Below are 25,678 nucleotides of genomic sequence, written 5' to 3'. Positions count from 1 at the left end.
TGTGCTAATTTATTAATCGAGGGTGAGAAATGACTATTTTAGTCACTGGTGGTTCAGGCTATATAGGTTCCCATACAGTACTCACATTGTTAGAACAAGGAAGAGATGTTGTTATTCTTGATAATCTAGCTAACTCTTCACCAGAGTCCTTAGTTAGAGTATCAAAAATTTGTGGTAAAGAACCTAAGATTTATCAAGGTGATGTACTTGATAAATCTTGCCTTAAGTATATTTTTTTAAATCATAAAATTGACTCAGTGATCCATTTTGCGGGTTTGAAATCGGTAGGCGAGTCTGTTGAGAAACCTATTGAGTATTATCAAAACAATGTTACAGGCTCTATTATCTTACTTAAAGAAATGCTTGCTGCTAATGTTAAGAAATTAATATTTAGCTCTTCAGCGACAGTATATGGCGAACCTGAGTTCGTTCCATTGACTGAAAATGCTCGAATTGGTGGAACGACTAATCCATATGGCACTTCAAAAGTGATGGTAGAGCAAATACTAAAAGATTTCTCTTTAGCTCATCCTACGTTTTCGATAACAGCGCTGCGGTATTTTAATCCAGTAGGTGCTCATTCTTCAGGTTTGATTGGTGAAGACCCGAATGGAAAACCAAATAACCTATTGCCATTTATTACCCAAGTCGCTATTGGTAAATTATCAAAATTACTCGTGTATGGTAATGACTACGATACACCAGATGGTTCTGGTGTAAGGGATTATATTCATGTTATGGATTTAGCTGAAGGGCACCTTAGCACTTTAAATAGCTTGGCTTCTGGATTCCATGTATATAATCTGGGTACTGGTATAGGTTATTCTGTTTTGCAGATTATTAGAGAATTCGAGCGTGTTACAGGGGTGACGATTCCATTTGAAATTGTCTCTCGTAGACCTGGTGATATAGCTGAGTGCTGGGCAAGTGCCGAACTTGCGAATGTAGAATTGAGCTGGAAAGCAAAAAGGAATTTATCTGACATGCTTATGGATGCCTGGAGATGGCAAGAGATGAATCCAAATGGTTATAATTAATGGTTTTTCCTTAGTAATTAATGAGTTATTACTTTAATAGAAATGGATAAAAATTGATGATTGGCAGATCTCTAGATAATAAGAAATTATCTTCCTTTGAGCAATGTAACTTATCTTCGACTAAAGATGAGATAGATCTAATAGAACTAGTATCTATTATTGTAAAATCATATAAGTTAGTTGCTTTCGTTATCTTTATATTTGTTTGTTTTGGCATTGGCATCATATTACTCACCCCCAAAAATTGGGTAAGCTCTGCCACAGTTACTCTTATGTCTGATCGCCAATTTCAATCTATCGACTCTATAAATGCTTCACTGTCGCTACTAAATGTTGATGCCAATATACATCAAGATGATTTTTTTGAAGAGTTCAGGAGATACTATTCCTCTCGGGATCTATTTAATAATTACTTTGATAGTTTAAAGATTAAGCCTACAGGAAGTGTCGCGGTTGTAAGATTAGTTACTGATAAAAATGCTAATGGTTATTTTGAGAACAGGAATAACTATGTCCTCAATTACAGCTCTAACATTGATTCAGGCATGAAAGATACGTTATCTGGCTACATTACTTATGTTAACGAGCAAGTTAATAATGATGTTAATCGTCAAATTAAGTTAGTGATAGAAACAACGAAGAAGATAGCTGCCGAGGAGTATGAATTAGCTTTGCAAAAAGCAAAAAACGAGCAGAAAGTCAGAGTTCAGCGACTAGAATATGCTGTTTCAATAGCTAAGGCCGCAGGTTTGCAGAGACCGGCTAGTAATGCATTTGGTACTTCTGCAGATAATGATAACTACCCAATATCATTGGGCTATGATGCCTTGAATCGTCAGTTAGAAATTGAAAAATCTATAACCGACCTTACTACTGTTAATGCTGATTTATTAAATAAAAAACTTTATCTTGATAAAATTAATGCATTGCAACCAGCCGTTATTGATATCCAGTCATTTAGTTATATACAGCAGCCATCAGATCCTGTGCAGCAAGATGCTAAGAAACGACTTCTGATTATTATTCTATTTGGGTTTGTTGGTTTGGTCGGTTCTATTGGTTTTGTCTTGGTTCGCCATTATGTGCGTGAACGTCAAAATACATTAGTTAACTTACCGAAAGAGTAACTTTTATTAGATTAATGATAAAAGGCAGTAGAACAATAAGTCTGCTGCCTTTTTTAATAACCATAATTTATCTAGTCATTTGCTATTTTGAGCTGGCAGCCTGATAGCTCGGTTTATCCCTCCCTGTTCCTCCTCCCTAAATGTGCTAAAATTCTGTATCTTCCCATTTCTATATTTGTAACCTAAGACCATGAAATTTCCTGGTAAGCGCAAATCTAAGCACTATTTTCCTGTTAATGCCCGTGATCCATTATTGCAACCGGCGCAGGCTGAAAATGAGGTGAGTACCTCTTATATCGTTGGCATTGATCAGACGCTGGTCGATATTGAAGCGAAGGTCGATGAGGATTTTATCACCCGTTATGGTCTTAGCCAGGGGCACTCATTGGTCATTGAGGATGATGTTGCTGAGCGCCTTTATCAGGAGCTAACACTTAATGGGTTAATTACTCATGAGTTTGCGGGCGGAACTATCGGTAATACATTACACAACTATTCAGTGTTAGCTGATGACCGCTCCATTCTATTGGGCACCATGTGCAGTAATATCAAGATTGGTAGCTATGCCTATCGCTATCTGTGTAATACCTCCAGTCGGACTGATCTTAACTATTTGCAGGCGGTTGATGGTGCTATTGGTCGCTGTTTTACTTTGATTACTGATAATGGTGAGCGGACATTTGCGATTAGCCCCGGCCAAATGAATCAACTACGCCCAGCGAGTATTCCTGAAGAGGTGATTGCTGGGGCATCGGCTTTGGTACTCACCGCTTATCTGGTGCGTTGTAAATCGGGTGAGCCGATGCCAGATGCCACTATGCAGGCCATCAGTTATGCGAAGAGACATAATGTTCCGGTGGTGATGACGCTAGGCACTAAATATGTCATTGCAGATAATCCGCAGTGGTGGCGTGATTTTCTTAGCGATCATGTTTCTATTTTAGCAATGAATGAAGATGAGGCTTATGAGCTGACAGGGCTAAATGATCCCTTGATGGCCTCTGATATGGCACTGAACTGGGTTGATTTAGTGCTGTGTACCGCAGGCCCTAATGGGCTTTATATGGCGGGCTATACCGAAGAGGCGAATAAGCGCCAGACTCAACATCCGTTATTACCTGGTGCGATTGCAGAGTTTAATCTGTACGAATTCAGTCGGGCGATGCGCAAAGAGTATTGTGATAATCCATTGCGTATTTATTCTCATATCGCGCCTTATATGGGCGGGCCTGAGAAAATAATGAATACTAATGGGGCAGGGGACGGCGCACTATCTGCTGTGCTACATGATATTGCCGCCAATGGCTATCACCGTAATAATGTTCCTAACTCCAGTAAACATGTCCGTAGCTATCTCAGTTATTCTTCATTGGCACAAGTGTGTAAATACGCAAACCGGGTCAGTTATCAGGTACTGAATCAGCATTCACCGCGTTTAACTCGCGGTTTACCTGAGCGGGAAGATAGTTTGGAAGAGTCCTACTGGGAGCGCTAATTAGCCGTAGAAGTAATAGAGATAAAAGCAGGGCCGGCAAATTTGCTGGCCCTGCTTATTTTTATCGCGCACTGAATGATCGAAATAGATTTAGATGGGGCAAACTGGACGCTTATCTTCTTCTGTAAGCCGGTCTATTTTCAGCATATTCAGCATACTGTTAGCCACTTCGCGTTCCCCCATAACAACCTGATTCGCACCACGGTCTGAGATATAAACCACTTCATCATCATAATGGGCGCGCGCAATTATCTCGAGGTCGGGCCGCTTAATTCTGGCTGATGCAACAATTTCACCGGCTTCGTAGCCATTTGGGATAGTGAGTAATAACCAACGCGCGCAATCCAGACGCGCCAACGACATAATATCGGCGCTTGCAGCATTACCTAATACGGCATTAATACCTTGTTCACGCAGCGCTTCCACTCTTGGCCGAGAATTTTCGATGACGACCAATGGGACTCCTTCGGCATGAAGTTTTGCCCCTAATAAGCTCCCGACCCGGCCATAACCCACCAATAATGCATGGTTGCACAAGTCGACAGGGATCTGTTTCTCCTCTTCGACCGCCTCTTCCAGAATCAGATCTTCCATAGTTTCGTTTTTGGCTAAATAGCGATCCAACAGGGTGAACAGTAGCGGGTTGAGCATAATGGAGAGAATTGCCCCCGCCAGTACCAAATTACGACCATGGTCAGACATTAAGCCAAGTGAGATCCCCAGTCCTGCCAGAATAAAGGCGAACTCCCCGATTTGTGCCAGACTGACGGAAATGGTAAGTGCGGTGCGTTTTGAGTGACCAAACATCCGTACTAATGCAAAAGCTATCAATGATTTACCGAAGATGATAATAGCTAATGACGCCAGCACGGCTAGCGGCTCATGTAGCAAGATCATTGGGTCGAATAGCATACCCACTGACACGAAAAACAGCACCGCGAAGGCGTCACGCAGTGGTAAGGTATCTTGTGCCGCGCGATGGCTTAGCTCAGATTCATTCAATACCATTCCGGCGAAGAATGCACCGAGGGCGAAGGATACATCAAACAGCCCAACAGCCCCGTAAGCAATGCCGAGCGCTAACACCAGTACTGCCAGTGTAAATAGTTCACGCGAGCCAGTACTGGCGGTTTTAGCCAGTATCCATGGTACTAATCGACGACCGACGACAATCATTAATGTGATGAATGCGATCACTTTACCGATGGTAATAGCTAACTCAGTGAATAATTGGCTCAAACTGGTGGTTTCGTTACCCATAACGCCAGCAAAGGCGGGCAGTAGCACCAATGTCAGCACCATCGCCAAATCTTCAACAATTAGCCAGCCAATGGCAATTTGTCCTCGTTGGCTATCAATCAGTTGCCGCTCTTCCAATGCCCGCAGTAATACCACGGTACTGGCGGTTGACAGACAAAGACCGAAGACAAATCCTGTCATCAAATCCCAGCCTAATAAGTGAGATAGCCCCATCCCTAATAAGGTCGCGACGGCAATTTGCGCAATGGCTCCCGGTATGGCGATCGATTTTACCGCGAGGAGGTCTTTAAGCGAGAAGTGAAGTCCGACACCAAACATCAACAAAATAACACCAATCTCAGCCAGTTCGGGTGCTAATGATGTATCAGCAACAAAACCTGGCGTGAATGGCCCGGCAAGCACCCCTGCGGCAAGGTATCCCACTAGTGGTGAGATGCGCAGGCGGTGAGCCAGTGTGCCCAAGAGGAAGGCGAGAACAAGGCCTCCGACGATCGTGGTGATTAAGGGTGTTGAGTGGTGCATCCAGACTCCTTCTAGTGATACCCGCTATCTTTCAAGTTGCGGGTATGTTGGCTGTGTTCGTGACCCGGCCCCTGTTTGCCGCCTTCTTGCATTTTGCAATCTATTGGGCAGATCCAGGGCAGTAAGCATTTCACAGCAATAGCATTAGTTTATTTCATTTATGCGATCAATGCGCGATAAAAATTCATTTTTTATCGATAAAAGGCAGCTTTGGCATGGAAATTGTTTGAAGTGGTTATTTGTGGTGGATTTGCTGATTTTGCTATGATGGCATATGCAACTCTCCCGGCTGAAACAGATATCTCAGTCGGGATTATAGGGTTATTACTATTACTTATCTTCTATATTGGGCAGTAAGGCAGTGAATATCCCGAGTAATGGTAAGAATGCACATATTTGATAAACCAATTCAATACTGGTCAAATCAGCAACATACCCTAGTACTGCCGCACCTAAACCCCCCATACCAAAAGCAAAACCGAAGAATAACCCAGATACCATCCCCACTTTCCCCGGAATCAGCTCTTGTGCATAGACCAGGATCGCCGAGAAGGCTGAGGCGAGGATGACACCGATGATCACGGTTAAAATGCCCATCCAGTACAAAGAAGCGTAGGGTAAAATAAGGGTAAAGGGTGCTACACCCAATATAGAGCCCCAAATAACATATTTTCGCCCTATTCGATCTCCTAGAGGGCCGCCAATAATGGTGCCAGCGGCGACTGCGAACAGGAATACAAATAAGTGTATTTGCGCATTTTGTACCGAAACACCGAACTTATGCATCAAATAGAAGGTGTAATAGCTGCTGATGCTGGTCAAGTAGAAGTATTTAGAAAATATCAGCACCATCAAGATAGCTAAGGTCTTAATAACTGTCTTTTTTGGCAGCATTTTGGCCGATGAGATTTTTATGGCTTTCCCATGTGTGGATCTTTGTTGCTGCTGATACCACTTACTGACCTGCAATAGCACGACAATCGCCAGCAGTGCCGCGAGTGAAAACCAGCCGACATTGCCCTTGCCATAAGGTGCAATCAAGATTGCTGCCAGTAAAGGGCCGAGTGCGCTGCCAAAGTTACCACCGACCTGAAATACCGACTGAGCCATGCCATGACGGCCACCGGATGCCATGCGGGCGACCCGTGATGACTCCGGATGGAACACCGATGAACCTGTGCCAACCAGCGCGGCGGCCAGTAAAACCACCGGGAAGGTGGTGGCCACTGCGAGCAACAATATGCCCGACAATGTGAACCCCATGCCAATTGGCAGGGAGTAAGGTTGCGGATGCTTATCGGTATACAGGCCAATCAGTGGTTGCAATAATGAAGCCGTAAGCTGGTAAGTCAGTGTGATTAGCCCTATCTGAGCAAAATTCAGTGAAAACTCGGCTTGCAATAGAGGATAGATCGCCAGAATCAACGACTGGATCATATCGTTGAGTAAGTGAGATACGCTAATCGCCCCCAGAATTGAGAAGGATGTACGTTTTACAGATGCATTAACGGCTGGGGGAAGCACGGTCTCAGAACGATCGGTCATAGTGAGTATTCGCCTAATAATTTCACTGTTAATAGTGTATTGGTAATGAAGACATATTATGCAGATCGAATGATTTTTACTACATATGACACAATTTGATATATATTCCAAAGTTCTGAAATGTATCAGTGCGTTACCACATGACAATACGAGGCGTATCACAGTATGACCTTGATTTATCGTGCTATTGCTATGCATTACACCATTTTCACTGATTAAGCTGGCATTTATCGAGCTGGCTTTAACGATAATATGGAGATTTGCCATGGGTTTTTCATTACCGACCACAGCATGTGCCTTGGCTGTGTCGCTGGCGTTTGCACCGGGATGGGCTGCTGCCTGGGAAAAAGATAAAACTTACGATATCACCATACTGCACACCAATGACCACCATGGACACTTCTGGCAAAACGATCACGGCGAGTATGGTCTGGCGGCACAAAAAACAGTGGTAGATAGCATCCGCAAACAAGTTGCCGCAGCAGGAGGGAGCCTGTTATTGCTCTCCGGCGGAGATATTAATACCGGTGTTCCAGAGTCTGATTTACAAGATGCAGAACCTGATTTCCGCGGCATGACATTGGTCGGTTATGATGCGATGGCTATCGGTAACCATGAATTTGATAACCCGCTGAGTGTGCTGCGTCAGCAGGAGAAGTGGGCTGCTTTCCCACTCTTGTCTGCCAATATCTACCAGAAAAGCACTCAACAGCGGCTATTTAAGCCCTACGCCCTGTTTGATAAACAAGGGGTAAAAATTGCGGTGATGGGTTTAACCACCGACGATACTGCTAAGATCGGTAATCCCGAGTATTTCACTGATATTGAGTTCCGGCAGCCAGCGGCAGAAGCGAAGCAAGTGGTCGAGCAACTGCGGAAAACGGAAAAGCCTGACATCATTATCGCCGCGACCCACATGGGGCATTATGATGACGGCAAGCATGGATCTAATGCGCCGGGTGATGTCGAGATGGCCCGCAGCTTACCGGCAGGCTATTTGGATATGATAGTGGGTGGTCACTCACAGGACCCCGTCTGTATGGCGAGCGAGAACCATAAGCAAGCTGATTATGTTCCCGGCACCCCTTGTGCGCCGGATCGGCAGAATGGAACCTGGATTGTTCAGGCCCATGAGTGGGGTAAATACGTTGGTCGGGCTGATTTCAAATTCCGTAACGGCGAACTGAAGCTGGTGAGCTATCAGCTAATCCCGATCAATTTAAAGAAAAAAGTTGAGAAGGCGGATGGCACCAGCGAGCGGGTCTTTTATACGCAAGAGATTGCCGAAGACCCATCAATGTTGAAACTGCTGACGCCATTTGAAGAGCAGGGTAAGGCGCAACTGGATGTCAAAGTGGGCAGCGTGAATGGCAAGCTTGAGGGCGACCGCAGTAAAGTGCGCTTCGAGCAGACCAATTTGGCGCGTGTTTTATTGGCTGCGCAAATGGAAAGAGCGGGCGCTGACTTTGCTGTAATGAGTGGCGGCGGTATCCGTGACTCAATTGACGCCGGTGATATCACCTATAAAGATGTGCTCAAGGTTCAGCCATTTGGCAATACGCTGGTTTACGCAGATATGAAAGGTAGTGAGGTTGAGAAATATCTGGCGGTGGTCGCTAATAAGAAAGTCGATTCAGGTGCTTATGCGCAATTCGCTAATGTGAGTCTGGTTGCCGATGGCAATGGTGTCAGCGATGTAAAAATAAAAGGTCAGCCGCTAGATCCGAATAAAACTTATCGCCTGGCGACCTTGAATTTCAATGCGTTAGGTGGTGATGGCTATCCGAAAATTGATACGCTGCCGGGTTACGTCAATACCGGTTTTATCGATGCAGAAGTGCTGAAACAGTATATTGAAAAGCACTCTCCGCTGGATGCCAGTCAATATCAGCCGAAAGGCGAGATTGTTTATAAGTAGCTGTAATAGTATTGAGAATGGCTGATTACCGTTTTTTCTTATGATGCTTCTTGCCGTGGTGATTGGTCGGTTTAACCTTATCCTTTACCTTCGCTGCGGCATTTTTCTCTTCAATGTATTGTGAGTTTTCAGGGTTGATAACCGGGCCAGGGCCGCGTGCGATAGGTGGCGTAATTGCTGTCGATGTATCTGCGCTGGCTTGCGTCGTTACTCCACCCAATCCCAGCAACATACCTAGTAAAGTGCTTATGGCTAACTTGTTCATTTTTTAGTCTCACTTGTAAGGAAGAGAGGTAGCGGCGACAGGGGCTAATAATATCCCCTGCGCCGGTGGGTATAAGGTTACTTACGTAATGAACGTAGCACTGACTTCTCGGCATTCTGAATAGCTCTCTTTTTGGCTTTATTCTTGCCTGTTTTTTTCACTTTTTGTTCCAGGGTATTTTTTTCTGCCGGAATATCTGCTTTTTTTGCTTTAACCGTGGGTGCAATGACAGACGATGATGACAAAATTTCTGTTGTTGGTGCCGCCATTACGTTCATGGCCCCAAAGCTCAGCATCGACACCAGCAGTACACCGATTGATAATTGACGCATCAGATCTTACCTCTGTCGTGAAATGAGTCTACAACGTGTAACCGGGAGGTACTGGGCGTCAAGAGTGCTGCTAATCGGTATTAATGGCTCGGGCCGTTTTGTTATATTCGTCCATAAGAGTGCCAATGCGTTGGTCATATAATTGCGACAGGCAAGTAGAGTTTGTGCCGCACTGCTGCCGCTTTTTGAGCCACTTGCCCTGTTCATCCTGCAAGGCACCGCGAGCGCCCATTAATAACAGCCCTTTGAGCAAATTATATGTTGTGGTCATTTGAACATCCTTTTCGCTCAGCGTACGATCTGCACAAATAGTTTTTTCATCTACAGAAGCAGCCTGCTTACAGTCAAAACTCGCCGCTGAGGCGTATAATGACGGGGTAAGTGCAATCATAAAGAGGGAAGCTATGGCGATGGGTTTAAAGGGGGTCTCTCTAGCCATGGGAAGTATTATCCTGTGTGATAGATATAGCTTCAAGGTATTGCCGAGAGTGTGCTGAAGTCAATATGGCCTGTGGGCGCTGCTACCTCAGATATTGGCCGGGTTAATTGCCCGGTCTATTTTAATCATATAACCCGCGCCCTGCCTTGGCTGATTCAATAACTGAATCAATTAGTCCCGCTTTGCGATATCGGCAAATGTGCCTTGCAATAATCGGCATAAATCCGCAGCCGCTAATTCAATATCCAGACCACGTTTACCGCCAGAGACAAATATCGTCGGGAACTGTTGTGCCAGTGTATCAATCACCGTGGGTAAGCGCTTTTTCTGCCCGAGTGGACTGATGCCGCCGACTAAATATCCGGTGGTTCGCTGCGCCAATTGTGGGTCGGCCATCTCCGCTTTTTTGGCCCCCAATGCCCGCGCAACCCTCTTCAGATCAAGTTGAGTCGCCACTGGTGTGACGGCCACCGCCAGATTTTTGGCATCACCATTTAGCGCGACCAGCAGTGTTTTATAAACCTGATCAGCATTAAGCCCCAGCTTTTTAACCGCCTCATCACCAAAATTGGTTTCAGCCGCGTCGTGATGATAAGGGTGTAATGTGAAAGGAACTTTTTGTTTTTCCAGCAAAATGACCGCAGGTGTCATAATAAACGTCCAGTTAAAAATGAAAATTTATTCAGGTGAATTATCCTACACCCAATTAGTGCAAATGGGGTTAAATTTAACCTAATGAAATCAGCATCATGATGATTAGTTTCGCGAGGGCGATGAATGTCAGTTGCTAATCTAATCGTCAGGTTGCTACCCTATACCTGCTGCTCATATTATCCGCAAGGAGTGTGGGCGCTAAATAACTAAAATAATGAAAATTCCTCTTTGACTGGCCGATAGTGATATCGGCCATTTTTTTATGATTGTTATTGATTACAGCTATTGTTGATGACTGATAGCCGGTTTCAATAATTCCGGTAAATTCCCTTCGCCATATAAATGCAACGCGCCGACGGCTACCACATAGCGCCCGGGGGGTAACTGTTCTAGCTGTTGTTGCCAATGCTTGTTGCGCTGAATCATCAGCACCTCATAGAGGTTTTGGCTAAAGGTGGGGGCTAGCGTTGTCAGATCCGTGGTCGGATGATGTTCCAGCCACCAGCCAATCATGGTTTGCAGTAGGCGGGCATTGGTGTGCCAATGAGTTAGGGTATCAAGCAGTAAAGAGAGGCCGTTGTCAGGTAGTGTCGCCAACAGATCGAGCTGCATCTGCGCGCCTTCCAGCTCAATAATCTTTTTCTCCTGCGCGGCGGCCGCTCTCAACAATTGATAATCGATGCCATATTCGCCCCGCAACCCTAGTCGTTGGGCCTGGCGAGCTTGCAGCATCAAGGCCACTTGCCATGCGGGCAGAAAAGCCATCGACAGCGGGTCATTGTCCAGCTCTTCGCAGCGCTGCAACAGCTGTTGATAGTGCTCCTCAGACAATCTATCGACTAAGGGTTCAGTTAGAGGGGCCTGAGCAAAAGAGGGGGCAGCTTCGGTGATATCCGCTTCGACAATGAGTGCATCGGCCTGATTCAACTTATTCAGCAATTCATGGGGGAGGGGGAACATGCCATCGGTTCCCATATGGATACTACCGACCATATGGAAGTGGCGCTCACCGGGTAAGGTGATATCCAGCGCGGGGTAGGTGTAAGTCGTCGGCGCGTTAATCCCGAGGAGTGTTGCTATGCGGCGTAATAATTGGCCCATGTTATTCCCTTATCAGCATTTCCTAACATGCTAAACGCTAAATGGCGCACAAGAAAGTGTTGTGCGCCATAGGTTCTTGGGCAAGATTACTGTTTGGGTTTGTAGCGCAGTAATCGGTTAGCGTTACTGACCACGGTGATAGATGATAATGCCATCGCCGCGCCTGCTACCACTGGGCTGAGCAAGGTTCCGGTGAACGGGAACAAGATACCCGCGGCAATCGGAATTCCCAGCGCGTTGTAGAAAAATGCCCCCAGTAGATTTTGTTTCATATTGCGCAATGTGGCTTTGGAAAGCTCCACCGCATCGGCAACCCCATGCAGACTGTGGCGCATCAGGGTGATAGCGGCGGTTTCAATCGCAATATCACTGCCGCCCCCCATGGCAATGCCGACATCGGCTTGCGCCAGTGCGGGCGCATCATTGATGCCGTCACCTATCATCGCCACTTTATGGCCAGCCGCTTGTAACTGCTTGATAGCTTGCGCTTTACCATCGGGCAGGACACCGGCGATGACCTGATCAATACCGGCTTCTTTGGCGATAGCATTGGCAGTAATTGGGTTGTCACCGGTTAACATCACCAGGTTGTATCCCAGTTTATGCAGTCGTTGCAGGGCGCTGACACTGTCACTGCGCAGTGGATCGCGAATAGAGAGCAGTGCCGCCGGTTTGCCATTAGCGGTCAGGATGACCGGAGTCGCGCCACTTTCAGCTTGTTGCTGCATCAGTGATTGCAACTCATGGGTATCAATGTGCTGCTCTTCCAGCAGGCGGTTGTTCCCCAGTAACAGCGGAGTACCGTCAACTTCACCACTGACCCCCAAACCGCGCAAGGTGCGGAACTGGTTAACCGTCGCCAGTGTCACCCCTTCTGCACGCTGCAAAATGGCCCGGGCCAGCGGGTGATTGGAGCCAGCCTCCAGTGCTGCCGCCCACGCCAGCGCTTGCTGTTCGCTCACGCCGTTGAAGGTGTGGATAGCCACCACTTGCGGATGCCCTTCCGTCAGGGTGCCGGTTTTATCAAACACCAAGGTATCGAGGTTGCTGGCCTGCTGTAATGCATCAGCATCACGCACCAGGACACCAAATTCGGCAGCGCGACCGACGCCAGAGATAATCGACATCGGTGTTGCCAGCCCCAGTGCGCAAGGACAGGCGATAATCAGCACGGTAGTGGCGACCACCAAGGTGTAGACCAACTGCGGCTGCGGGCCGAAGAAGTACCAGATCAGCCCCGCAAACAGGGCAATCGCGACCACGGTCGGCACAAACACCGCCGAGATCCTATCCGCCAACTTACCGATTTCTGGTTTGCTGCTTTGCGCCTGACGGACCAGTTTGATGATGCGCGCCAGGGTGGTTTGGCTGCCAATGGCATTGGCGCGGAACAGCACCGAACCATCCTGTACTTGAGTCCCGGCGTGCACCTCATCACCGGCTGATTTTTGTTGCGGGATAGGTTCACCGGTCAGCATGGCCTCATCCATCCACACCTCCCCCTGCACTATCTCGCCATCAACTGGCACGCGGTCACCGGTGGTCAGGCGTAAGGTCATCCCCAGTTGGACATCCGCGAGTGGGATCACTCTCTCACCCTGATCCGTCACAACCCGCGCGGTCGGTGGCGTCAGATCTAATAGCCGCTCTAGCGCATTGGATGAGCGCTGTCTGGCCCGCTGTTCCATGGCATGGCCGAGGTTAATCAAGCCGATGATCATGGCACTGGCTTCATAATAGAGGTGGCGAGCTTCCATCGGGAAAACATCTGGCCAGATATTGACCGTGATGGAGTAGAGCCACGCCGCCCCCGTCCCTAACGCCACCAGGGTATCCATAGTGGCGCTGCCGTTTTTCAGGCTAACCCATGCATTACGATAAAAATGGCCGCCCGCCAATATCATCACCAACAAGGTAATGACCCCGACAATCAGCCATGGCGTCTGGGTTTCTGGTGTCAGCGTCATGCTGCCGCCAAATAACCCCCATCCCATCAATGGGATACCCAATAGCAGGCCAAGTGCTGCTTGCCACTGGAAGCGCTTCATACTGGCGTGCGACATCTGCTGCTGGCGCTCGCGTCGCTCCGTTTCATCCTCAATGATCTCGGCGTCATAACCGGCGCCCTTGACCGCAGCAATTAAGGCGTCATGACTCGGGGTTCCGGTCACCAATGCGCTGCGCTCGGCCAGATTGACCCGCGCCACCTCGACCCCATCAACATTTTCTAGCGCGTGTTGTACTTTGGATACACAGCTGGCGCAACTCATCCCGCTAAGCAATAACTGCACGCTATCGCTATCTGTCACTGGGGCGGCTGGGGTTATCTCTGTTTTGTTAGCATCATTTGTGGCCGGAGTGCTGCTTGCCGCTGGAGTAGCGGTGGTTGCCGGAATAGTTGTTACTGCTTGGATAGGTGAAGAGGCCGCTGCCTGATATTCCGGCTGAGATGGGGCTGAGTGAGTCAGCGGCTCAGTTTTTGGGGATTGCGCCCCAGGCAGTGTGGCGTGATAGCCCGCCTGTTCCACCGCGTCAATCAGCGTTTGTGCCTCAACCTTACCGTAGACTTTGGCGCTCTCGAGGGTGACGTCTGCGGCAATCACACCGGGAACCGCTTCCAGTGCTTTGCGGGTGGTTTCGGTGCAGTGACCACAACTCAAACCAGAGAGCTGCAACTCAACATCAGGTGTTTGAGCAACTTGCGCTTGATAACCCGCTTGTTGAACCGCATCAATCAACACCTTAGTCTCGGCTTCACCGGTCACTTTGGCATAGTGAACATTCACTTCTGCATGATGAACATCCTCGCGGCTCTCTAACGCCGTTTTCACGCGTTTGGCACAACTCATACAGGAGAGCCCGTTTAAGGCCAGCACTGTGGTTTGCAACATAATTAACTCCTTATCGAGTAGCAACTTATCCGTTAATTTCGTCGGCATAAGTTTAGTCGGTATTCCTGGTCGTATATTGCAGCCTGCGCAATAATCAACTAATCGGTAACTCAGGGCTGTACAGCTTTTATTCCGCTTGACTGACAACGTCATTTTCACTAATTATGGAGGTTAAACCTTCCAGCAAGGGGAAGGTCAAGGGGGAGTATGAACATTAGTGATGTCGCAAAAAAAACGGGTTTAACCAGCAAAGCCATACGTTTTTACGAAGAAAAAAAACTGGTGACCGCACCCATCCGTACCGATAACGGTTACCGCAGCTACAGCGCCAAACATATTGAAGAGCTAACACTATTGCGTCAGGCGCGGCAGGTGGGCTTCACATTGGATGAGTGTCGCGAGTTGTTGGCACTGTTCCATAACCCGGCCAGACACAGCGCAGATGTAAAAGCCGCAACTTTGCTAAAAGTAGCGGAAATTGAGCAACATATTAATGATCTCAATCAGATGCGCTTGCGGTTGTTGGCCCTGGCGGATGAGTGTCCGGGGGATGATGGCGCTGATTGCCCGATTATCAATAATCTGGCGGGATGTTGCCACATGGCTGATCAGCAGAAAGTGGGTTGATGGGGGGAATATTATTAGGGGGGATACTGTTGGGATGGAAAATTGTGGATGTGGAATAAAACAGTGGGTATGGAATATAGCTAAAGGCGTATTGAGATAAATACGCCTTTATATCAATAACTAGTGATGAACAGCCCGCACATGCAAGGTATTGCCTTCCACTAATATCACTTCAACTTCAGTGCCAACACTCAGCTCATTAGCGCAATAAATACGCCAACTGCTGTCGCCGACTTTCATGCGGCCATAGCCATCAATCGTCGGTTCGGTCAGGGTGGCTCGCGTCCCCAGCAATTGATGATTACGTTGGTTGAGCATCGCCGGTTGCGGTTTGGTGCGTTTACTTAACCAATACCACCACAGGAATGCGGCGACCACCGTCAGGATGGCAAACAGCACACCTTGCATCTCCCAGCTAAAGGGAAATAGCCAGACCAAAGCACCCACCACCACGGCGGCAACACCGCTCCACAGCATATAACCACTGGCACCTAGCATCTCAGCGGCGAGTAATAGCCCGCCGAGTGATAGCCAAAACCAGCTTGGATTCGCTGCAATTTCCTCCAGCATGGTTATTTACCCCGGCTGTTTTTACTCTCACCAATCAGTTCTGCAATACCACCGATAGCACCCATCAGGCTGCTGGCCTCCAGCGGCATCATGATCACTTTGCTGTTATTGGCAGAACCAATGTGTTGCAGTGCGTCGGTATATTTCTGCGCCACAAAGTAGTTGATGGCTTGAATATCACCGGCAGCGATGGCTTCAGAAACCATTCTGGTGGCTTGAGCTTCAGCTTCAGCGCCACGTTCACGGGCTTCCGCCTGCAAGAATGCAGATTGACGCTCACCCTCGGCTTTCAGGATCTGTGATTGCTTCTCACCTTCAGCACGCAGAATTGCGGCCTGACGAACCCCTTCGGCTTCCAGAATATCGGCACGTTTAGTACGTTCTGCTTTCATCTGCGCATTCATCGCAGAGATCAATTCAGCAGGTGGGCGCACGTCACGGACTTCAATACGGGTGACTTTGATGCCCCATGGGTTGGTAGCTTCATCAACGATATGCAACAGGCGGCCATTAATGTTGTCGCGTTGGGACAACATTTCATCCAGCTCCATGGAGCCTAAAACGGTACGGAAGTTGGTCATGGTCAGGTTGATGATGGCCGATTCCAAATTGCTGACTTCATAAGCGGCTTTCACCGGGTCAATAACCTGGATAAAGCAGACCGCATCGATCGCCACATTGGCGTTATCGCGGGAGATGATCTCCTGGGATGGAATGTCTAGCACCTGTTCCATCATATTGATTTTGCGACCAATACGATCCATAAATGGCACAACGATATTCAGGCCTGGCATCAGCGTTTTGGTATAGCGGCCAAAACGTTCGACAGTCCACTGGAAACCTTGCGGGACAATTTTGATTGAAGAGAACACCACAATCAGGGCGACAACGATAAGAACAGGGATGACCGTAAACATATTTAACTTCCTGTCAGCAATGATATTTGTATCTTAATATTACGTGACGGGTCGCTAAATGCCTAACTAAAGGCAGGTAAAAGCGTGTAAATGAGAGAAAACTCGACTGGAGCAGAGTAAAACAGCGCGGGATGACCCCGCGCAGGAGCAAATAAGGGGATCGCCAAAAAGATTGTGGCGATTAACTCTCGCGGTCAGTACAGCAATGAGTAGAGTTGACGGCGATATTTGGCGGCCAGTGCATCACCGGTTCCTAATGCGGCCAAAATATCCATTAATGTCTTACGCGCCGTGCCGTTAGCAGCGGCCAAATCTTTTTTCAGATGACCGAGCAACAGCTCCAGTGCCTCTTCATTGCGGCCGACCTGATGCAGCTGCAATGCCAATTGAACCGCCAACTCCACATTATCCGGCTGCTCTGCCAGCTGTTGCTGTAGCTGCTGGATCTCTGGGGTGTCGGCCGCCTGTTTCAGCAACTCGATTTGAGCAATCAGCCCTTGATAGCGGGTATCACGGTCTTGCAGCGGAATGGTTGCCAACACCGCTTCGGCATCTTCACTGCGGTTCAACTGGATTTGTACTTCAGCCAGTTGCAGGCCAATTTCACTGTTTTGCCCACTTAATGCCCAGGCCTCTTTCAGCAACGGCAGGGCTTTCTGCACTTTGCCTTCGCTGATTAATTGCGTGGCTTCAGTGACTTTCAGCTCTTCCGGTTTTGGCAGCACCCGCTGTAGCAGTTCGCGGATAACCTCCTCTGGCTGCGGCCCTTGGAAACCATCAACCGGTTGACCATCTTTAAACAGATACACTGCCGGAATGGAGCGCAGGCCAAACTGTGAGGCCACCATCTGCTGCGCGTCACAATCTACACGGGCCAGAATAAATTGCCCCGCATACTCTGCGGCCAGTTTGTCCAGTACCGGGGTCAATTGCAGGCAGTGCTGACTGCGTTCTGACCAAAAATAGAACAGCACGGGCACGGCCATGGATTGTTCTAAGGTCTGGTGTAGGTTTGTTTCAGTAATATCGATCGTAGTAGGTGCTAGCATAAAATATTTCTCTCATCCGTTTTATACCCGTCATACTGCAAGCTGCATGTGCGTTGGCTGCGCTCGTTACTCGGCCCATCCTTGGGCCTCGCCTCTACGAGGCCGCTGCGAGCAGCGTTCAAATCTATTTCCGACAGATTTGTCACCCGAATCATTAACTGGGGTCAACTCATCGGGACTCACTCAGTTGCCGCCTTCCTGCAACTCGAATTATTTAGGGTATAGCAGTTAATTGGGGCAAGTTATGTTGCTTCAACCCTCATCACTTTTATCAATAATTACCACGTATCAAGAGTTACCACGCAGGACTTTATCTAACATCCGCCCTGGCAAGATGCGGCGCAGTATCGTCAGTGCATGGGCGACCAGGGTGACCGGATAGCGCAATTGCGGGCGCGGACTCTCCAGCGCGTGGCGCAATTTCGGCAATATAGCTTCTGGTGGCAGCGTAAACCGCTTCGCGATACCGGGATTATTGACTGGCTTATTGGCTTCGGCTTGATTCACATTTTGCGTGAAATGGGTGCTGATAGGGCCGGGTTCGATCAGGCTGACATAAATCCCGCTGTCGTGCAGCTCCATGCGCAGCGCGTCAGACCAGGCCTCTAGCGCATATTTGCTGGCCGCGTAAGCACCACGGCCAGCGGTCGAAACCAACCCCATCACCGAGCTGGTTTGAATAATGCGCCCTTCGCCATGGGGTAACATGGCCGGTAACAGTAATTGTGTTAGTTGGTGAGTGCCGAACAGATTGGTGGAGAATTGCTGCTCCAACTGCTGGCGGGAGATAGTTTGCAGCGGGCCATATAAACCAAAACCGCCGTTGTTAAACAGACCATACAAGCGCCCGCCTGTCAGTGCGATAACTTGCGCTGCCGCGCGCTCGACACTGGCACTGTCATCCAAATCCAGCTCAATACCTTCCAGCCCCAACTGTGTCATCTTTGCCACATCATCGGGTTTACGGCAGGCCGCCAGTACGCGGTAGCCTCGGTTTTTCAACTCTTGCGCCGCCACCAGACCAATGCCACTGGAACAACCGGTAATTAATACTGCTTTTTGCATAACTTTACCTAGTGAGTGAATCTATTTGCTTGAACAAGTGGTTAACTAAAGCATTATTACTGCTTATTAGTCACTAACGGCTTGAGTTGCTGTGCCATCCAATCAGCGATGAACGGCTGAGCCTCGGCGTTAGGGTGTAAACCATCATCCTGCATCCACTCGGGCTTTACGGCAACTTGTTCCATAAAGAAAGGAACCAGCGGAATGCCAAATTGCTGTGCCAGTTGTGGATAGATAGCGGTGAAGGCATCAGTATAGCGGCGACCATAGTTAGGCGGAATACGGATTTGCATCAATAAAGGTTCGGCTTTTGACTCCTTTACCAGATTGATAATTTGTGTCAGATCCCGTTGAATATCCTGCGTTGGAAAACCACGCAGCCCATCATTGGCGCCCAGTTCAATCAGCACCCAGCGCGGCTGATGTTGCTTGAGCAGCGCAGGCAGGCGGGCCAAACCTTGGGCGGCAGTATCGCCACTAATACTGGCGTTTACTACCTTTGGCAATGAGGAGTTGTTCTGCCATGTTTTATCCAGCCGTGTAGGCCAGGCCTCGGCAATGGGCAAGCGGTAACCGGCGCTCAAACTGTCGCCGAGAATCAACAGTGTATCGGTTGCGGCGGCACGCAAACTGAATAATCCCAATAGCAATAGGAAGGGAAGATGCCAGCGGAAAACGTTCTTGAAGTTCATCATCTTAATAAGCACGTCGGTCAGGGTGAGCAACAGCTCTCCATCCTTACCGGAGTTGAGCTAGTTGTCAAACCCGCTCAGACAATTGCACTGATTGGCGAGTCAGGTTCAGGTAAATCCACGTTACTGGGCATACTGGCGGGTCTGGATGACGGTAGCAGTGGCGAGGTGAGCTTACTTGGTCACTCTTTGACGGCGATGGATGAAGAGGGGCGCGCGCAACTGCGGGCAGAGCATATCGGCTTTGTGTTTCAATCATTTATGTTAGTACCGACACTCAATACATTGGAAAATGTCCAACTCCCAGCCCTACTGCGGGGAGAGAGCGAGCGCGAAAGTAAAGCACATGCGATCGAGCTGTTAAAGCTGGTGGGGTTGGATCAGCGCCTTCATCATCTTCCGGCCCAGCTTTCTGGCGGCGAGCAGCAGCGGGTGGCGCTAGCCCGCGCTTTCAGTGGGCGGCCTAAAGTGCTATTTGCCGATGAGCCTACCGGTAACCTCGATCGCCATACCGGTGACCGCATCGCCGATTTGTTATTTTCCCTTAATCGCGACTACGGCACCACGTTAATTCTGGTCACCCACGATGTGCAACTGGCGGGTCGTTGCCAGCGCCGGCTGCGTTTACAGGACGGCAAATTGTGGGAGGAAGCATGATTTGGCGCTGGTTTTGGCGTGAGTGGCGCTCACCCTCACTGTTAATTGTCTGGCTGGCATTAACGCTGGCGGTGGCCTGTGTGCTGGCGTTAGGCACCATCAGTGACCGCATGGAGAAGGGGCTGAGTCAGCAGAGCCGCGATTTTCTGGCGGGTGATCGGGTGCTGAGTGCCGCGCACCCTGTGCCTGAGGGCTGGTTGCTGGAGGCGAAACAGCAGGGGCTGACTGTCAGTCGCCAGCTCTCCTTTATGACCATGACTTTTGCCGGTGATCGTCCACAGTTGGCGGATGTCAAAGCCACCGATTTGGCTTATCCGCTGTATGGCAAGCTCGAGACTCAGCCGGCCGGCGCGCGACTTGAACCGGGCACGGTGCTGGTGGCGCCAAGGCTTTTATCGCTGCTCGGGGTGAAGGTCGGTGACAGATTAGAGGTGGGGGATACCTCGCTAAAAATTGTCGGCGAAGTGATTCAGGAGCCGGATTCTGGATTTAATCCGTTCCAAACCTCGCCGCGTATTTTGATCAATCTGACTGATGTGGAGAAAACAGGCGCGATACAGCCGGGCAGCCGCCTGACCTATCGCTACATGTTTGCTGGCTCACCGCAGGCGGTGGCGCAATTCAGCGACTGGCTCACCCCGCAATTGAAGCCGGAGCAGCGCTGGTATGGCCTGCAAGAGTCCGGTGGCGCATTGGGGAAATCCCTGCAACGGGCGCAGCAATTCTTGCTGTTATCGGCGCTCTTGACGCTATTGCTCTCGATTGCCGCGGTGGCGGTGGCGATGGGGCACTACTGCCGCAGCCGCTATGACTTGGTTGCGGTGCTGAAAACCTTAGGGGCCGGACGCCGTGCGCTACGGCGGCTGATTATTGGTCAGTGGCTAGCAGTGCTGGTGCTGGCGGGCCTGTGTGGCAGCCTGATTGGCCTGCTGTTCGAGGGCATTCTCGTGCGCTTATTGTCACCGGTATTACCGGCGGCACTACCCGCTGCGGGTGCATGGCCATGGGTATGGTCAATGGGATCACTGGTATTGATTTCGTTGCTGGTGGGTATTCGCCCCTATCGACAACTGCTGGCGACCCAGCCATTGCGGGTCTTACGCCGCGATGTCTCCGCCAATGTCTGGCCGCTGCGCTACTTTATCCCGGTGATGATGGTTATCGTGGTAGGGCTGTTGGCGCTACTGATGGGGGGCAACTCCCTGCTGTGGGCTATTCTCGGTGGTATGGTGGTCTTGGCGTTACTGCTCGGGGTGATAGGTTGGGGCGGTTTGTTACTGTTGCGCCGCCTCACCGTCACCCGTTTGTCATTGCGGTTAGCCATCAACCGCTTGCTCCGCCAGCCATGGATGACGCTGACTCAATTGGCGGCATTTTCGTTATCCTTCATGCTGTTGGCGTTGCTGTTAGTGCTGCGCGGCGATCTGCTGGATCGCTGGCAGCAGCAACTGCCGCCAGATAGTCCAAACTACTTTTTGCTGAATATGACACCGCAACAGGTGCCGCAGGTGACCGAATTTCTGGCGCAGCATCAGATCACCCCTGCGACCTTTTATCCGATTGTTCGGGTGCGATTGAGTGAAATTAACCAGCAACTGGCCACTGAGCGGGTGCATGAAGATGATCCCGGCGGTGAAGCGGTTAACCGCGAATTGAATCTGACCTGGCAGCAAGATTTACCGGCGCACAATATTTTGACCGCCGGTCAGTGGCCACCAAAGGCAGATGAAGTGTCGATGGAGCAGGGGATCGCCGAACGACTGGGCATTAAAATCGGCGATAAGCTGACATTTAGTGGCGATACGCAATCATTTGAGGCCACTGTGAGCAGTATTCGCCAGGTGGACTGGGAGAGTTTGCGGCCTAATTTCTACTTTATTTTCCCGCCGGGTGCGCTGGATAAGCAGCCACAAACCTGGCTGACCAGCTTCCGCTATCAGGGGGATGGGGAAGCACTGACGCAACTGAATCGCCAGTTCCCGACACTTAGCTTGCTGGATATTGGCGCGATGCTAAAACAGGTCGGGCAGGTGTTACAGCAGGTCAGTCGCGCGCTGGAAGTGATGGTGGTGTTGGTCATTATTTGTGGCACTTTGCTGCTGCTGGCACAGGTACAGGTAGGGATGCGCCAGCGCCGTCAGGAGCTGGTGGTCTATCGCACACTGGGCGCAAGTAAACGCTTACTGCGCGGCACCTTGTGGTGGGAGTTCGCGCTATTGGGGCTGGTGGCTGGTCTGGCGGCAGCTATTGGTGCGGAAGCCGCGCTCTGGGCGTTACAGCGGTTAGTCTTTGACTTCCCGTGGCAGCCTAATTGGGTCATGTGGTGGCTATTGCCGCTGGCGGCAGCGCTGCTGTTATCACTCTGTGGCGGTTGGCTTGGTGCGCGGTTGTTACAGGGGCGGGCTCTATTTCGCAACTATGAGGGGTAGATTTTATTCGCGGGCAGCATGAGTTGCCCGCGAGTTATTAGTTTCCTGCGAATAATTTACAGCTTCGCCTGCGCCCAACGCAGGGCGTTTTGGTACTCTGCGGGCAGCAACGGGGCCAGCTCGGCCAGCGCGGCACTTAATGCTGCGCCATCGGGATCATTCAAATTCAAATGACCCACTTTGCGGCCTTCACGCACCTCTTTTTCGTACCAGTGCAGGTGCACCAATGGCAGCGACAGCCATTGGGTGTTTACCGCCGTGCCAATCAGATTGACCATCGCCGATGGGGTATTTACCACCGGCTTGGGCAGCGGCAAATCCAAAATGGCGCGCAGATGCAGCTCGAACTGGCTGATGGAGGCACCATTTTGGGTCCAGTGACCACTGTTATGCACCCGTGGTGCTAACTCATTGATCAGCAAACTGTCGCCGACCATAAAGCACTCCATCGCCATCACCCCAACATAATTCAGCTCATCCATAATGGCCGCGAGCATCTGTTCCGCTTGTTGCTGTAAGCGGCTATTCGGCTGAGGCAGTGCCACGCTGATGCGCAAGATGCCATCTTCATGCAAATTGTGGGTCAGCGGATAAAAAACTGATTTGCCGTGATGGCTGCGAGCGCCGACCAGCGAAACTTCGCCGGAGAAGTTAATGCCCTGCTCGACAATGCACTCGCCGTAAGCATCGGCGGGTAAGGTATCTTGCTCACCCGCGCGCAAACGCCACTGACCACGACCATCGTAGCCGCCGACCCGGCGTTTCACGATGGCAAGTTCGCCCAGTGAGGCGAAAACCTGCGGCCACTCGCTGGCACTAGCCAATAGTTGCCAAGGGGCAGTGGCCAGATTCAGGCTATCAAGCAGCTGTTTTTGTGTCAGGCGGTCAGCCAGACGCGGGAAAATATCGCGGTTAACAAAGGCGGTATGTGTTGCCAGTTCGCGAGTTAAGGCGGTTTCCGGCCAGCGCTCAATCTCAGCGGTGATCACACTGTGCTGATAAGGCACCGCTTCTGGTTCGGCATCTAACCCCACCGGATAAACGGCAATGCCTAACGGCTCACCCGCCTGGCGCAACATGCGCCCTAACTGACCATTACCTAATACGCAAACCGGCTTCATGCTTCATCCCTCGGATCGGGGTTTTCCAACACTTCGTCCGTTTGGCTTTGACGCCAATTAGCCAGACGGCCAGCTAATTCAGCGTCATGCAGCGCTAATATTTGAGCGGCGAGCAATGCAGCATTCGCCGCGCCCGCTTTACCAATAGCCAGTGTCCCCACCGGAATACCACGCGGCATCTGCACAATGGAATAGAGGCTATCGACGCCACTTAACGCCGCACTTTGTACCGGAACACCTAAAACCGGCACCAGTGTTTTGGCCGCGATCATCCCCGGTAGGTGAGCTGCCCCGCCGGCGCCCGCAATAATGACATGTAAGCCATTGGCATCCGCTTGTTCGGCAAAACTGAACAGTTTATCGGGGGTTCTGTGTGCAGAGACCACTTCGACATGAAACGGAACATTGAGCGTGGTGAGCACGTCGGCGGCGAACTGCATGGTGGCCCAGTCACTTTTGGACCCCATTACGATAGCGATTTTAACCCCGGCTGCATAAGCCGAATCGAGGTTGGCTCCCATGAGGGTAAGGCTCCTGTGATTGCGCAAGCGTCGGCCAGAACGAAGTTAGGTATCGTGGCTGGCGATGAGGGCGTAGAGCATATCATGAGCCAAAGGCGAGGAAAACGGTTGCGTCGCGGCTTTTAGTGGGATTTTGCGGTTTTTTAGTGGTGCGCTAATGATAAATAGCGCCGTGGTTATTGAGCATCAGGCGGTCAAAACGGGAATTTAATCAACTCAACACTTTCAGCCGTGACTTTTACCATCGAACCTTCAACATGCCAGGCACCCAAAACCACCCGATGCGCTGTTGCTGCGGGCAGTGCTACATTATGAACTGCGGGGCGATGAGTGTGGCCATGAATCATCCAACTGACCTGATTCCGCTGAAATGTATCAATGACAGCTTGTGGATTCACATCCATGATGAGTTGCGACTTTCCGCTATTGTTCTGTTGGCTTTGGTTGCGCATATAAGCGGCAATCCGTAAACGAAAGCGCAGTGGCAGCCATAGGAAGAGTTTTTGAATCAGGGGGTTGTGAACTCTGCGCCGAAAATGCTGATAGTCGGCATCATCGGTACATAAAGTATCACCATGCAAAATCACTATTCTGCGGCCATACAGTTCGACGACTTTCTCTTCCGCGAGTAACGTCATGCCGCTTTCAGCCGCAAAGCGTTTACCGAGTAGAAAATCGCGGTTGCCGTGAATAAAGTAGCAGGGTACGCCCTGTTGCTGGAGTGATTTTAATGCAGCGGCAACTTGCCGATACAGTGGCTCGGGGTCATCATCGCCAATCCAGGACTCGAATAAATCGCCCAGGATATATAAAGCATCAGCATGAATAGCATCACGCTGTATAAAATGCAGGAAACCGGCAGTGATTGCCGGCTCCTGAGCGCTAAGATGCAAATCTGCAATAAAAAGCGTGCTCATTAAGTCGCTATTACTCGCTTACAGTAACGCTTTTAATGATGACGTCTTCTTTTGGCACATCCTGATGCATACCGCTGCGACCTGTTGCGACGTTTTTGATCTTCTCAACCACGTCCAAACCCTCGGTAACTTCAGCAAATACACAGTAGCCCCAGCCATCTGGGCGCTCTGAACGGAAGTTCAGGAAGTCGTTGTCTGCAACGTTAATAAAGAACTGAGCAGTGGCAGAGTGTGGATCGTTAGTTCGCGCCATTGCCAGTGTGCCACGGGTGTTTTTCAGACCATTATTGGCTTCGTTCTTGATAGGTGCATCAGTCTCTTTTTGATTCATGCCCGGCTCGAAACCACCGCCCTGAATCATGAAACCATCAATAACACGGTGGAAAATAGTGTTATCATAGAAACCTTTACGGCAGTAGTTCAGGAAGTTCTCAACGGTAACCGGCGCTTTATCCGCGAAGGTGTTGACGACGATATCGCCGTGATTAGTATGAAACGTGACCATAATAATATTCCTGCTAGTGTAA

General features: G+C 49.8%; 24 protein-coding genes. 7 read left to right on the top strand and 17 right to left on the bottom strand.

Annotated features, from left to right (window positions below; genetic code table 11):
• Positions 1 to 29 precede the first annotated feature (29 nt).
• From galE to FFE93_RS15530, 3 genes are all read left to right on the top strand, one after another.
• Positions 30 to 1,037, top strand: coding sequence for a UDP-glucose 4-epimerase GalE (galE, locus tag FFE93_RS15540; RefSeq protein ID WP_138775462.1), 1,008 nt, complete (start codon positions 30 to 32; stop codon positions 1,035 to 1,037).
• Positions 1,038 to 1,093: 56 nt separating this feature from the next.
• The gene (locus tag FFE93_RS15535) at positions 1,094 to 2,164 is read left to right on the top strand and encodes a Wzz/FepE/Etk N-terminal domain-containing protein (protein WP_032898998.1); all 1,071 of its coding nucleotides are present in this window, start codon (positions 1,094 to 1,096) and stop codon (positions 2,162 to 2,164) included.
• A 190-nt stretch (positions 2,165 to 2,354) separates the two neighbouring features.
• Positions 2,355 to 3,659: an inosine/guanosine kinase gene (locus FFE93_RS15530; protein WP_005279269.1), complete on the top strand. Its 1,305-nt coding sequence runs from the start codon at positions 2,355 to 2,357 to the stop codon at positions 3,657 to 3,659.
• A 90-nt stretch (positions 3,660 to 3,749) separates the two neighbouring features.
• On the opposite strand, the gene ybaL is transcribed toward FFE93_RS15530, so the two are convergent.
• Together ybaL and FFE93_RS15520 are read right to left on the bottom strand one after the other, a co-directional pair.
• Positions 3,750 to 5,441 (bottom strand): YbaL family putative K(+) efflux transporter, encoded by a 1,692-nt coding sequence (gene ybaL, locus FFE93_RS15525; protein WP_032899000.1) that lies wholly within the window; start codon positions 5,439 to 5,441, stop codon positions 3,750 to 3,752.
• A gap of 330 nt (positions 5,442 to 5,771) precedes the next feature.
• Complete coding sequence (locus FFE93_RS15520; RefSeq protein WP_138775460.1) at positions 5,772 to 6,986, bottom strand: MFS transporter; 1,215 nt, start codon at positions 6,984 to 6,986, stop codon at positions 5,772 to 5,774.
• 265 nt (positions 6,987 to 7,251) lie between these two features.
• Between FFE93_RS15520 and ushA the strand changes: the two genes are divergently transcribed.
• Positions 7,252 to 8,904 (top strand): bifunctional UDP-sugar hydrolase/5'-nucleotidase UshA, encoded by a 1,653-nt coding sequence (gene ushA / locus FFE93_RS15515; protein ID WP_138775458.1) that lies wholly within the window; start codon positions 7,252 to 7,254, stop codon positions 8,902 to 8,904.
• A 25-nt stretch (positions 8,905 to 8,929) separates the two neighbouring features.
• On the opposite strand, the gene FFE93_RS15510 is transcribed toward ushA, so the two are convergent.
• The 6 genes from FFE93_RS15510 to copA form a co-directional block, all read right to left on the bottom strand.
• A complete protein-coding gene (locus FFE93_RS15510) occupies positions 8,930 to 9,169 on the bottom strand; it encodes a hypothetical protein (RefSeq protein ID WP_032898483.1) in 240 nt (79 codons plus the stop codon).
• Between the two features lie 77 nt (positions 9,170 to 9,246).
• Entirely contained in the window at positions 9,247 to 9,501 is a 255-nt protein-coding gene (locus tag FFE93_RS15505; protein ID WP_005277068.1) for a hypothetical protein, read from the bottom strand.
• Positions 9,502 to 9,571: 70 nt separating this feature from the next.
• On the bottom strand, positions 9,572 to 9,940 hold the full coding sequence (locus tag FFE93_RS15500; RefSeq protein WP_390898857.1) for a lysozyme inhibitor LprI family protein: 369 nt from the start codon (positions 9,938 to 9,940) through the stop codon (positions 9,572 to 9,574).
• 171 nt (positions 9,941 to 10,111) lie between these two features.
• Positions 10,112 to 10,591 (bottom strand): Cys-tRNA(Pro)/Cys-tRNA(Cys) deacylase YbaK, encoded by a 480-nt coding sequence (gene ybaK / locus FFE93_RS15495; protein WP_005277064.1) that lies wholly within the window; start codon positions 10,589 to 10,591, stop codon positions 10,112 to 10,114.
• 285 nt (positions 10,592 to 10,876) lie between these two features.
• On the bottom strand, positions 10,877 to 11,695 hold the full coding sequence (locus FFE93_RS15490; protein ID WP_005277062.1) for a TraB/GumN family protein: 819 nt from the start codon (positions 11,693 to 11,695) through the stop codon (positions 10,877 to 10,879).
• An 86-nt stretch (positions 11,696 to 11,781) separates the two neighbouring features.
• Positions 11,782 to 14,586, bottom strand: coding sequence for a copper-exporting P-type ATPase CopA (copA, locus tag FFE93_RS15485; protein WP_138775450.1), 2,805 nt, complete (start codon positions 14,584 to 14,586; stop codon positions 11,782 to 11,784).
• A 207-nt stretch (positions 14,587 to 14,793) separates the two neighbouring features.
• On the opposite strand from copA, the gene cueR reads away from it, so the two are divergent.
• Positions 14,794 to 15,213, top strand: coding sequence for a Cu(I)-responsive transcriptional regulator (gene cueR, locus FFE93_RS15480; protein ID WP_005277059.1), 420 nt, complete (start codon positions 14,794 to 14,796; stop codon positions 15,211 to 15,213).
• A gap of 120 nt (positions 15,214 to 15,333) precedes the next feature.
• On the opposite strand, the gene FFE93_RS15475 is transcribed toward cueR, so the two are convergent.
• The 5 genes from FFE93_RS15475 to tesA form a co-directional block, all read right to left on the bottom strand.
• On the bottom strand, positions 15,334 to 15,783 hold the full coding sequence (locus tag FFE93_RS15475; protein WP_005277057.1) for an NfeD family protein: 450 nt from the start codon (positions 15,781 to 15,783) through the stop codon (positions 15,334 to 15,336).
• A gap of 2 nt (positions 15,784 to 15,785) precedes the next feature.
• Positions 15,786 to 16,700, bottom strand: a complete 915-nt coding sequence (locus FFE93_RS15470; protein WP_138775448.1) for an SPFH domain-containing protein — start codon at positions 16,698 to 16,700, stop codon at positions 15,786 to 15,788.
• A 194-nt stretch (positions 16,701 to 16,894) separates the two neighbouring features.
• Complete coding sequence (locus tag FFE93_RS15465; RefSeq protein ID WP_138775446.1) at positions 16,895 to 17,749, bottom strand: co-chaperone YbbN; 855 nt, start codon at positions 17,747 to 17,749, stop codon at positions 16,895 to 16,897.
• A 288-nt stretch (positions 17,750 to 18,037) separates the two neighbouring features.
• Positions 18,038 to 18,814: an SDR family oxidoreductase gene (locus FFE93_RS15460; protein ID WP_005277053.1), complete on the bottom strand. Its 777-nt coding sequence runs from the start codon at positions 18,812 to 18,814 to the stop codon at positions 18,038 to 18,040.
• Positions 18,815 to 18,870: 56 nt separating this feature from the next.
• Positions 18,871 to 19,506, bottom strand: a complete 636-nt coding sequence (gene tesA, locus FFE93_RS15455; RefSeq protein WP_054872476.1) for a multifunctional acyl-CoA thioesterase I/protease I/lysophospholipase L1 — start codon at positions 19,504 to 19,506, stop codon at positions 18,871 to 18,873.
• Between tesA and ybbA the strand changes: the two genes are divergently transcribed.
• Positions 19,477 to 20,163, top strand: coding sequence for a putative ABC transporter ATP-binding protein YbbA (gene ybbA, locus FFE93_RS15450; RefSeq protein WP_005277049.1), 687 nt, complete (start codon positions 19,477 to 19,479; stop codon positions 20,161 to 20,163). The genes tesA and ybbA overlap by 30 nt on opposite strands.
• Entirely contained in the window at positions 20,160 to 22,592 is a 2,433-nt protein-coding gene (gene ybbP / locus FFE93_RS15445) for a putative ABC transporter permease subunit YbbP (protein ID WP_138775444.1), read from the top strand. The genes ybbA and ybbP overlap by 4 nt, the downstream gene beginning before the upstream one ends.
• A gap of 56 nt (positions 22,593 to 22,648) precedes the next feature.
• Here ybbP and purK read toward each other — a convergent pair whose 3' ends face one another.
• From purK to ppiB, 4 genes are all read right to left on the bottom strand, one after another.
• A complete protein-coding gene (gene purK, locus FFE93_RS15440; RefSeq protein ID WP_032898478.1) occupies positions 22,649 to 23,713 on the bottom strand; it encodes a 5-(carboxyamino)imidazole ribonucleotide synthase in 1,065 nt (354 codons plus the stop codon).
• On the bottom strand, positions 23,710 to 24,234 hold the full coding sequence (gene purE, locus FFE93_RS15435) for a 5-(carboxyamino)imidazole ribonucleotide mutase (protein ID WP_032898477.1): 525 nt from the start codon (positions 24,232 to 24,234) through the stop codon (positions 23,710 to 23,712). Before purE ends, purK begins: the two co-directional genes overlap by 4 nt.
• A 194-nt stretch (positions 24,235 to 24,428) precedes the next feature.
• A complete protein-coding gene (locus FFE93_RS15430) occupies positions 24,429 to 25,151 on the bottom strand; it encodes a UDP-2,3-diacylglucosamine diphosphatase (protein ID WP_005277039.1) in 723 nt (240 codons plus the stop codon).
• A 10-nt stretch (positions 25,152 to 25,161) separates the two neighbouring features.
• The gene (gene ppiB, locus FFE93_RS15425) at positions 25,162 to 25,656 is read right to left on the bottom strand and encodes a peptidylprolyl isomerase B (RefSeq protein WP_004873351.1); all 495 of its coding nucleotides are present in this window, start codon (positions 25,654 to 25,656) and stop codon (positions 25,162 to 25,164) included.
• Between the last annotated feature and the right edge of the window lie 22 nt (positions 25,657 to 25,678).

It is taken from the genome of Yersinia sp. KBS0713, from assembly GCF_005937895.2.
Classification (GTDB): domain Bacteria; phylum Pseudomonadota; class Gammaproteobacteria; order Enterobacterales; family Enterobacteriaceae; genus Yersinia; species Yersinia bercovieri.
This window is presented reverse-complemented; position numbering and strand designations above follow the sequence as displayed.

Coding starts and splice junctions, on each gene's coding strand:
- galE (WP_138775462.1), top strand. CDS start 30: ATGACTATTTTAGTCACTGGTGGTTCAGGCTATATAGGTTCCCATACA.
- FFE93_RS15535 (WP_032898998.1), top strand. CDS start 1,094: ATGATTGGCAGATCTCTAGATAATAAGAAATTATCTTCCTTTGAGCAA.
- FFE93_RS15530 (WP_005279269.1), top strand. CDS start 2,355: ATGAAATTTCCTGGTAAGCGCAAATCTAAGCACTATTTTCCTGTTAAT.
- ybaL (WP_032899000.1), bottom strand. CDS start 5,441: ATGCACCACTCAACACCCTTAATCACCACGATCGTCGGAGGCCTTGTT.
- FFE93_RS15520 (WP_138775460.1), bottom strand. CDS start 6,986: ATGACCGATCGTTCTGAGACCGTGCTTCCCCCAGCCGTTAATGCATCT.
- ushA (WP_138775458.1), top strand. CDS start 7,252: ATGGGTTTTTCATTACCGACCACAGCATGTGCCTTGGCTGTGTCGCTG.
- FFE93_RS15510 (WP_032898483.1), bottom strand. CDS start 9,169: ATGAACAAGTTAGCCATAAGCACTTTACTAGGTATGTTGCTGGGATTG.
- FFE93_RS15505 (WP_005277068.1), bottom strand. CDS start 9,501: ATGCGTCAATTATCAATCGGTGTACTGCTGGTGTCGATGCTGAGCTTT.
- FFE93_RS15500 (WP_390898857.1), bottom strand. CDS start 9,940: ATGGCTAGAGAGACCCCCTTTAAACCCATCGCCATAGCTTCCCTCTTT.
- ybaK (WP_005277064.1), bottom strand. CDS start 10,591: ATGACACCTGCGGTCATTTTGCTGGAAAAACAAAAAGTTCCTTTCACA.
- FFE93_RS15490 (WP_005277062.1), bottom strand. CDS start 11,695: ATGGGCCAATTATTACGCCGCATAGCAACACTCCTCGGGATTAACGCG.
- copA (WP_138775450.1), bottom strand. CDS start 14,586: ATGTTGCAAACCACAGTGCTGGCCTTAAACGGGCTCTCCTGTATGAGT.
- cueR (WP_005277059.1), top strand. CDS start 14,794: ATGAACATTAGTGATGTCGCAAAAAAAACGGGTTTAACCAGCAAAGCC.
- FFE93_RS15475 (WP_005277057.1), bottom strand. CDS start 15,783: ATGCTGGAGGAAATTGCAGCGAATCCAAGCTGGTTTTGGCTATCACTC.
- FFE93_RS15470 (WP_138775448.1), bottom strand. CDS start 16,700: ATGTTTACGGTCATCCCTGTTCTTATCGTTGTCGCCCTGATTGTGGTG.
- FFE93_RS15465 (WP_138775446.1), bottom strand. CDS start 17,749: ATGCTAGCACCTACTACGATCGATATTACTGAAACAAACCTACACCAG.
- FFE93_RS15460 (WP_005277053.1), bottom strand. CDS start 18,814: ATGCAAAAAGCAGTATTAATTACCGGTTGTTCCAGTGGCATTGGTCTG.
- ybbA (WP_005277049.1), top strand. CDS start 19,477: ATGCCAGCGGAAAACGTTCTTGAAGTTCATCATCTTAATAAGCACGTC.
- tesA (WP_054872476.1), bottom strand. CDS start 19,506: ATGAACTTCAAGAACGTTTTCCGCTGGCATCTTCCCTTCCTATTGCTA.
- ybbP (WP_138775444.1), top strand. CDS start 20,160: ATGATTTGGCGCTGGTTTTGGCGTGAGTGGCGCTCACCCTCACTGTTA.
- purK (WP_032898478.1), bottom strand. CDS start 23,713: ATGAAGCCGGTTTGCGTATTAGGTAATGGTCAGTTAGGGCGCATGTTG.
- purE (WP_032898477.1), bottom strand. CDS start 24,234: ATGGGAGCCAACCTCGATTCGGCTTATGCAGCCGGGGTTAAAATCGCT.
- FFE93_RS15430 (WP_005277039.1), bottom strand. CDS start 25,151: ATGAGCACGCTTTTTATTGCAGATTTGCATCTTAGCGCTCAGGAGCCG.
- ppiB (WP_004873351.1), bottom strand. CDS start 25,656: ATGGTCACGTTTCATACTAATCACGGCGATATCGTCGTCAACACCTTC.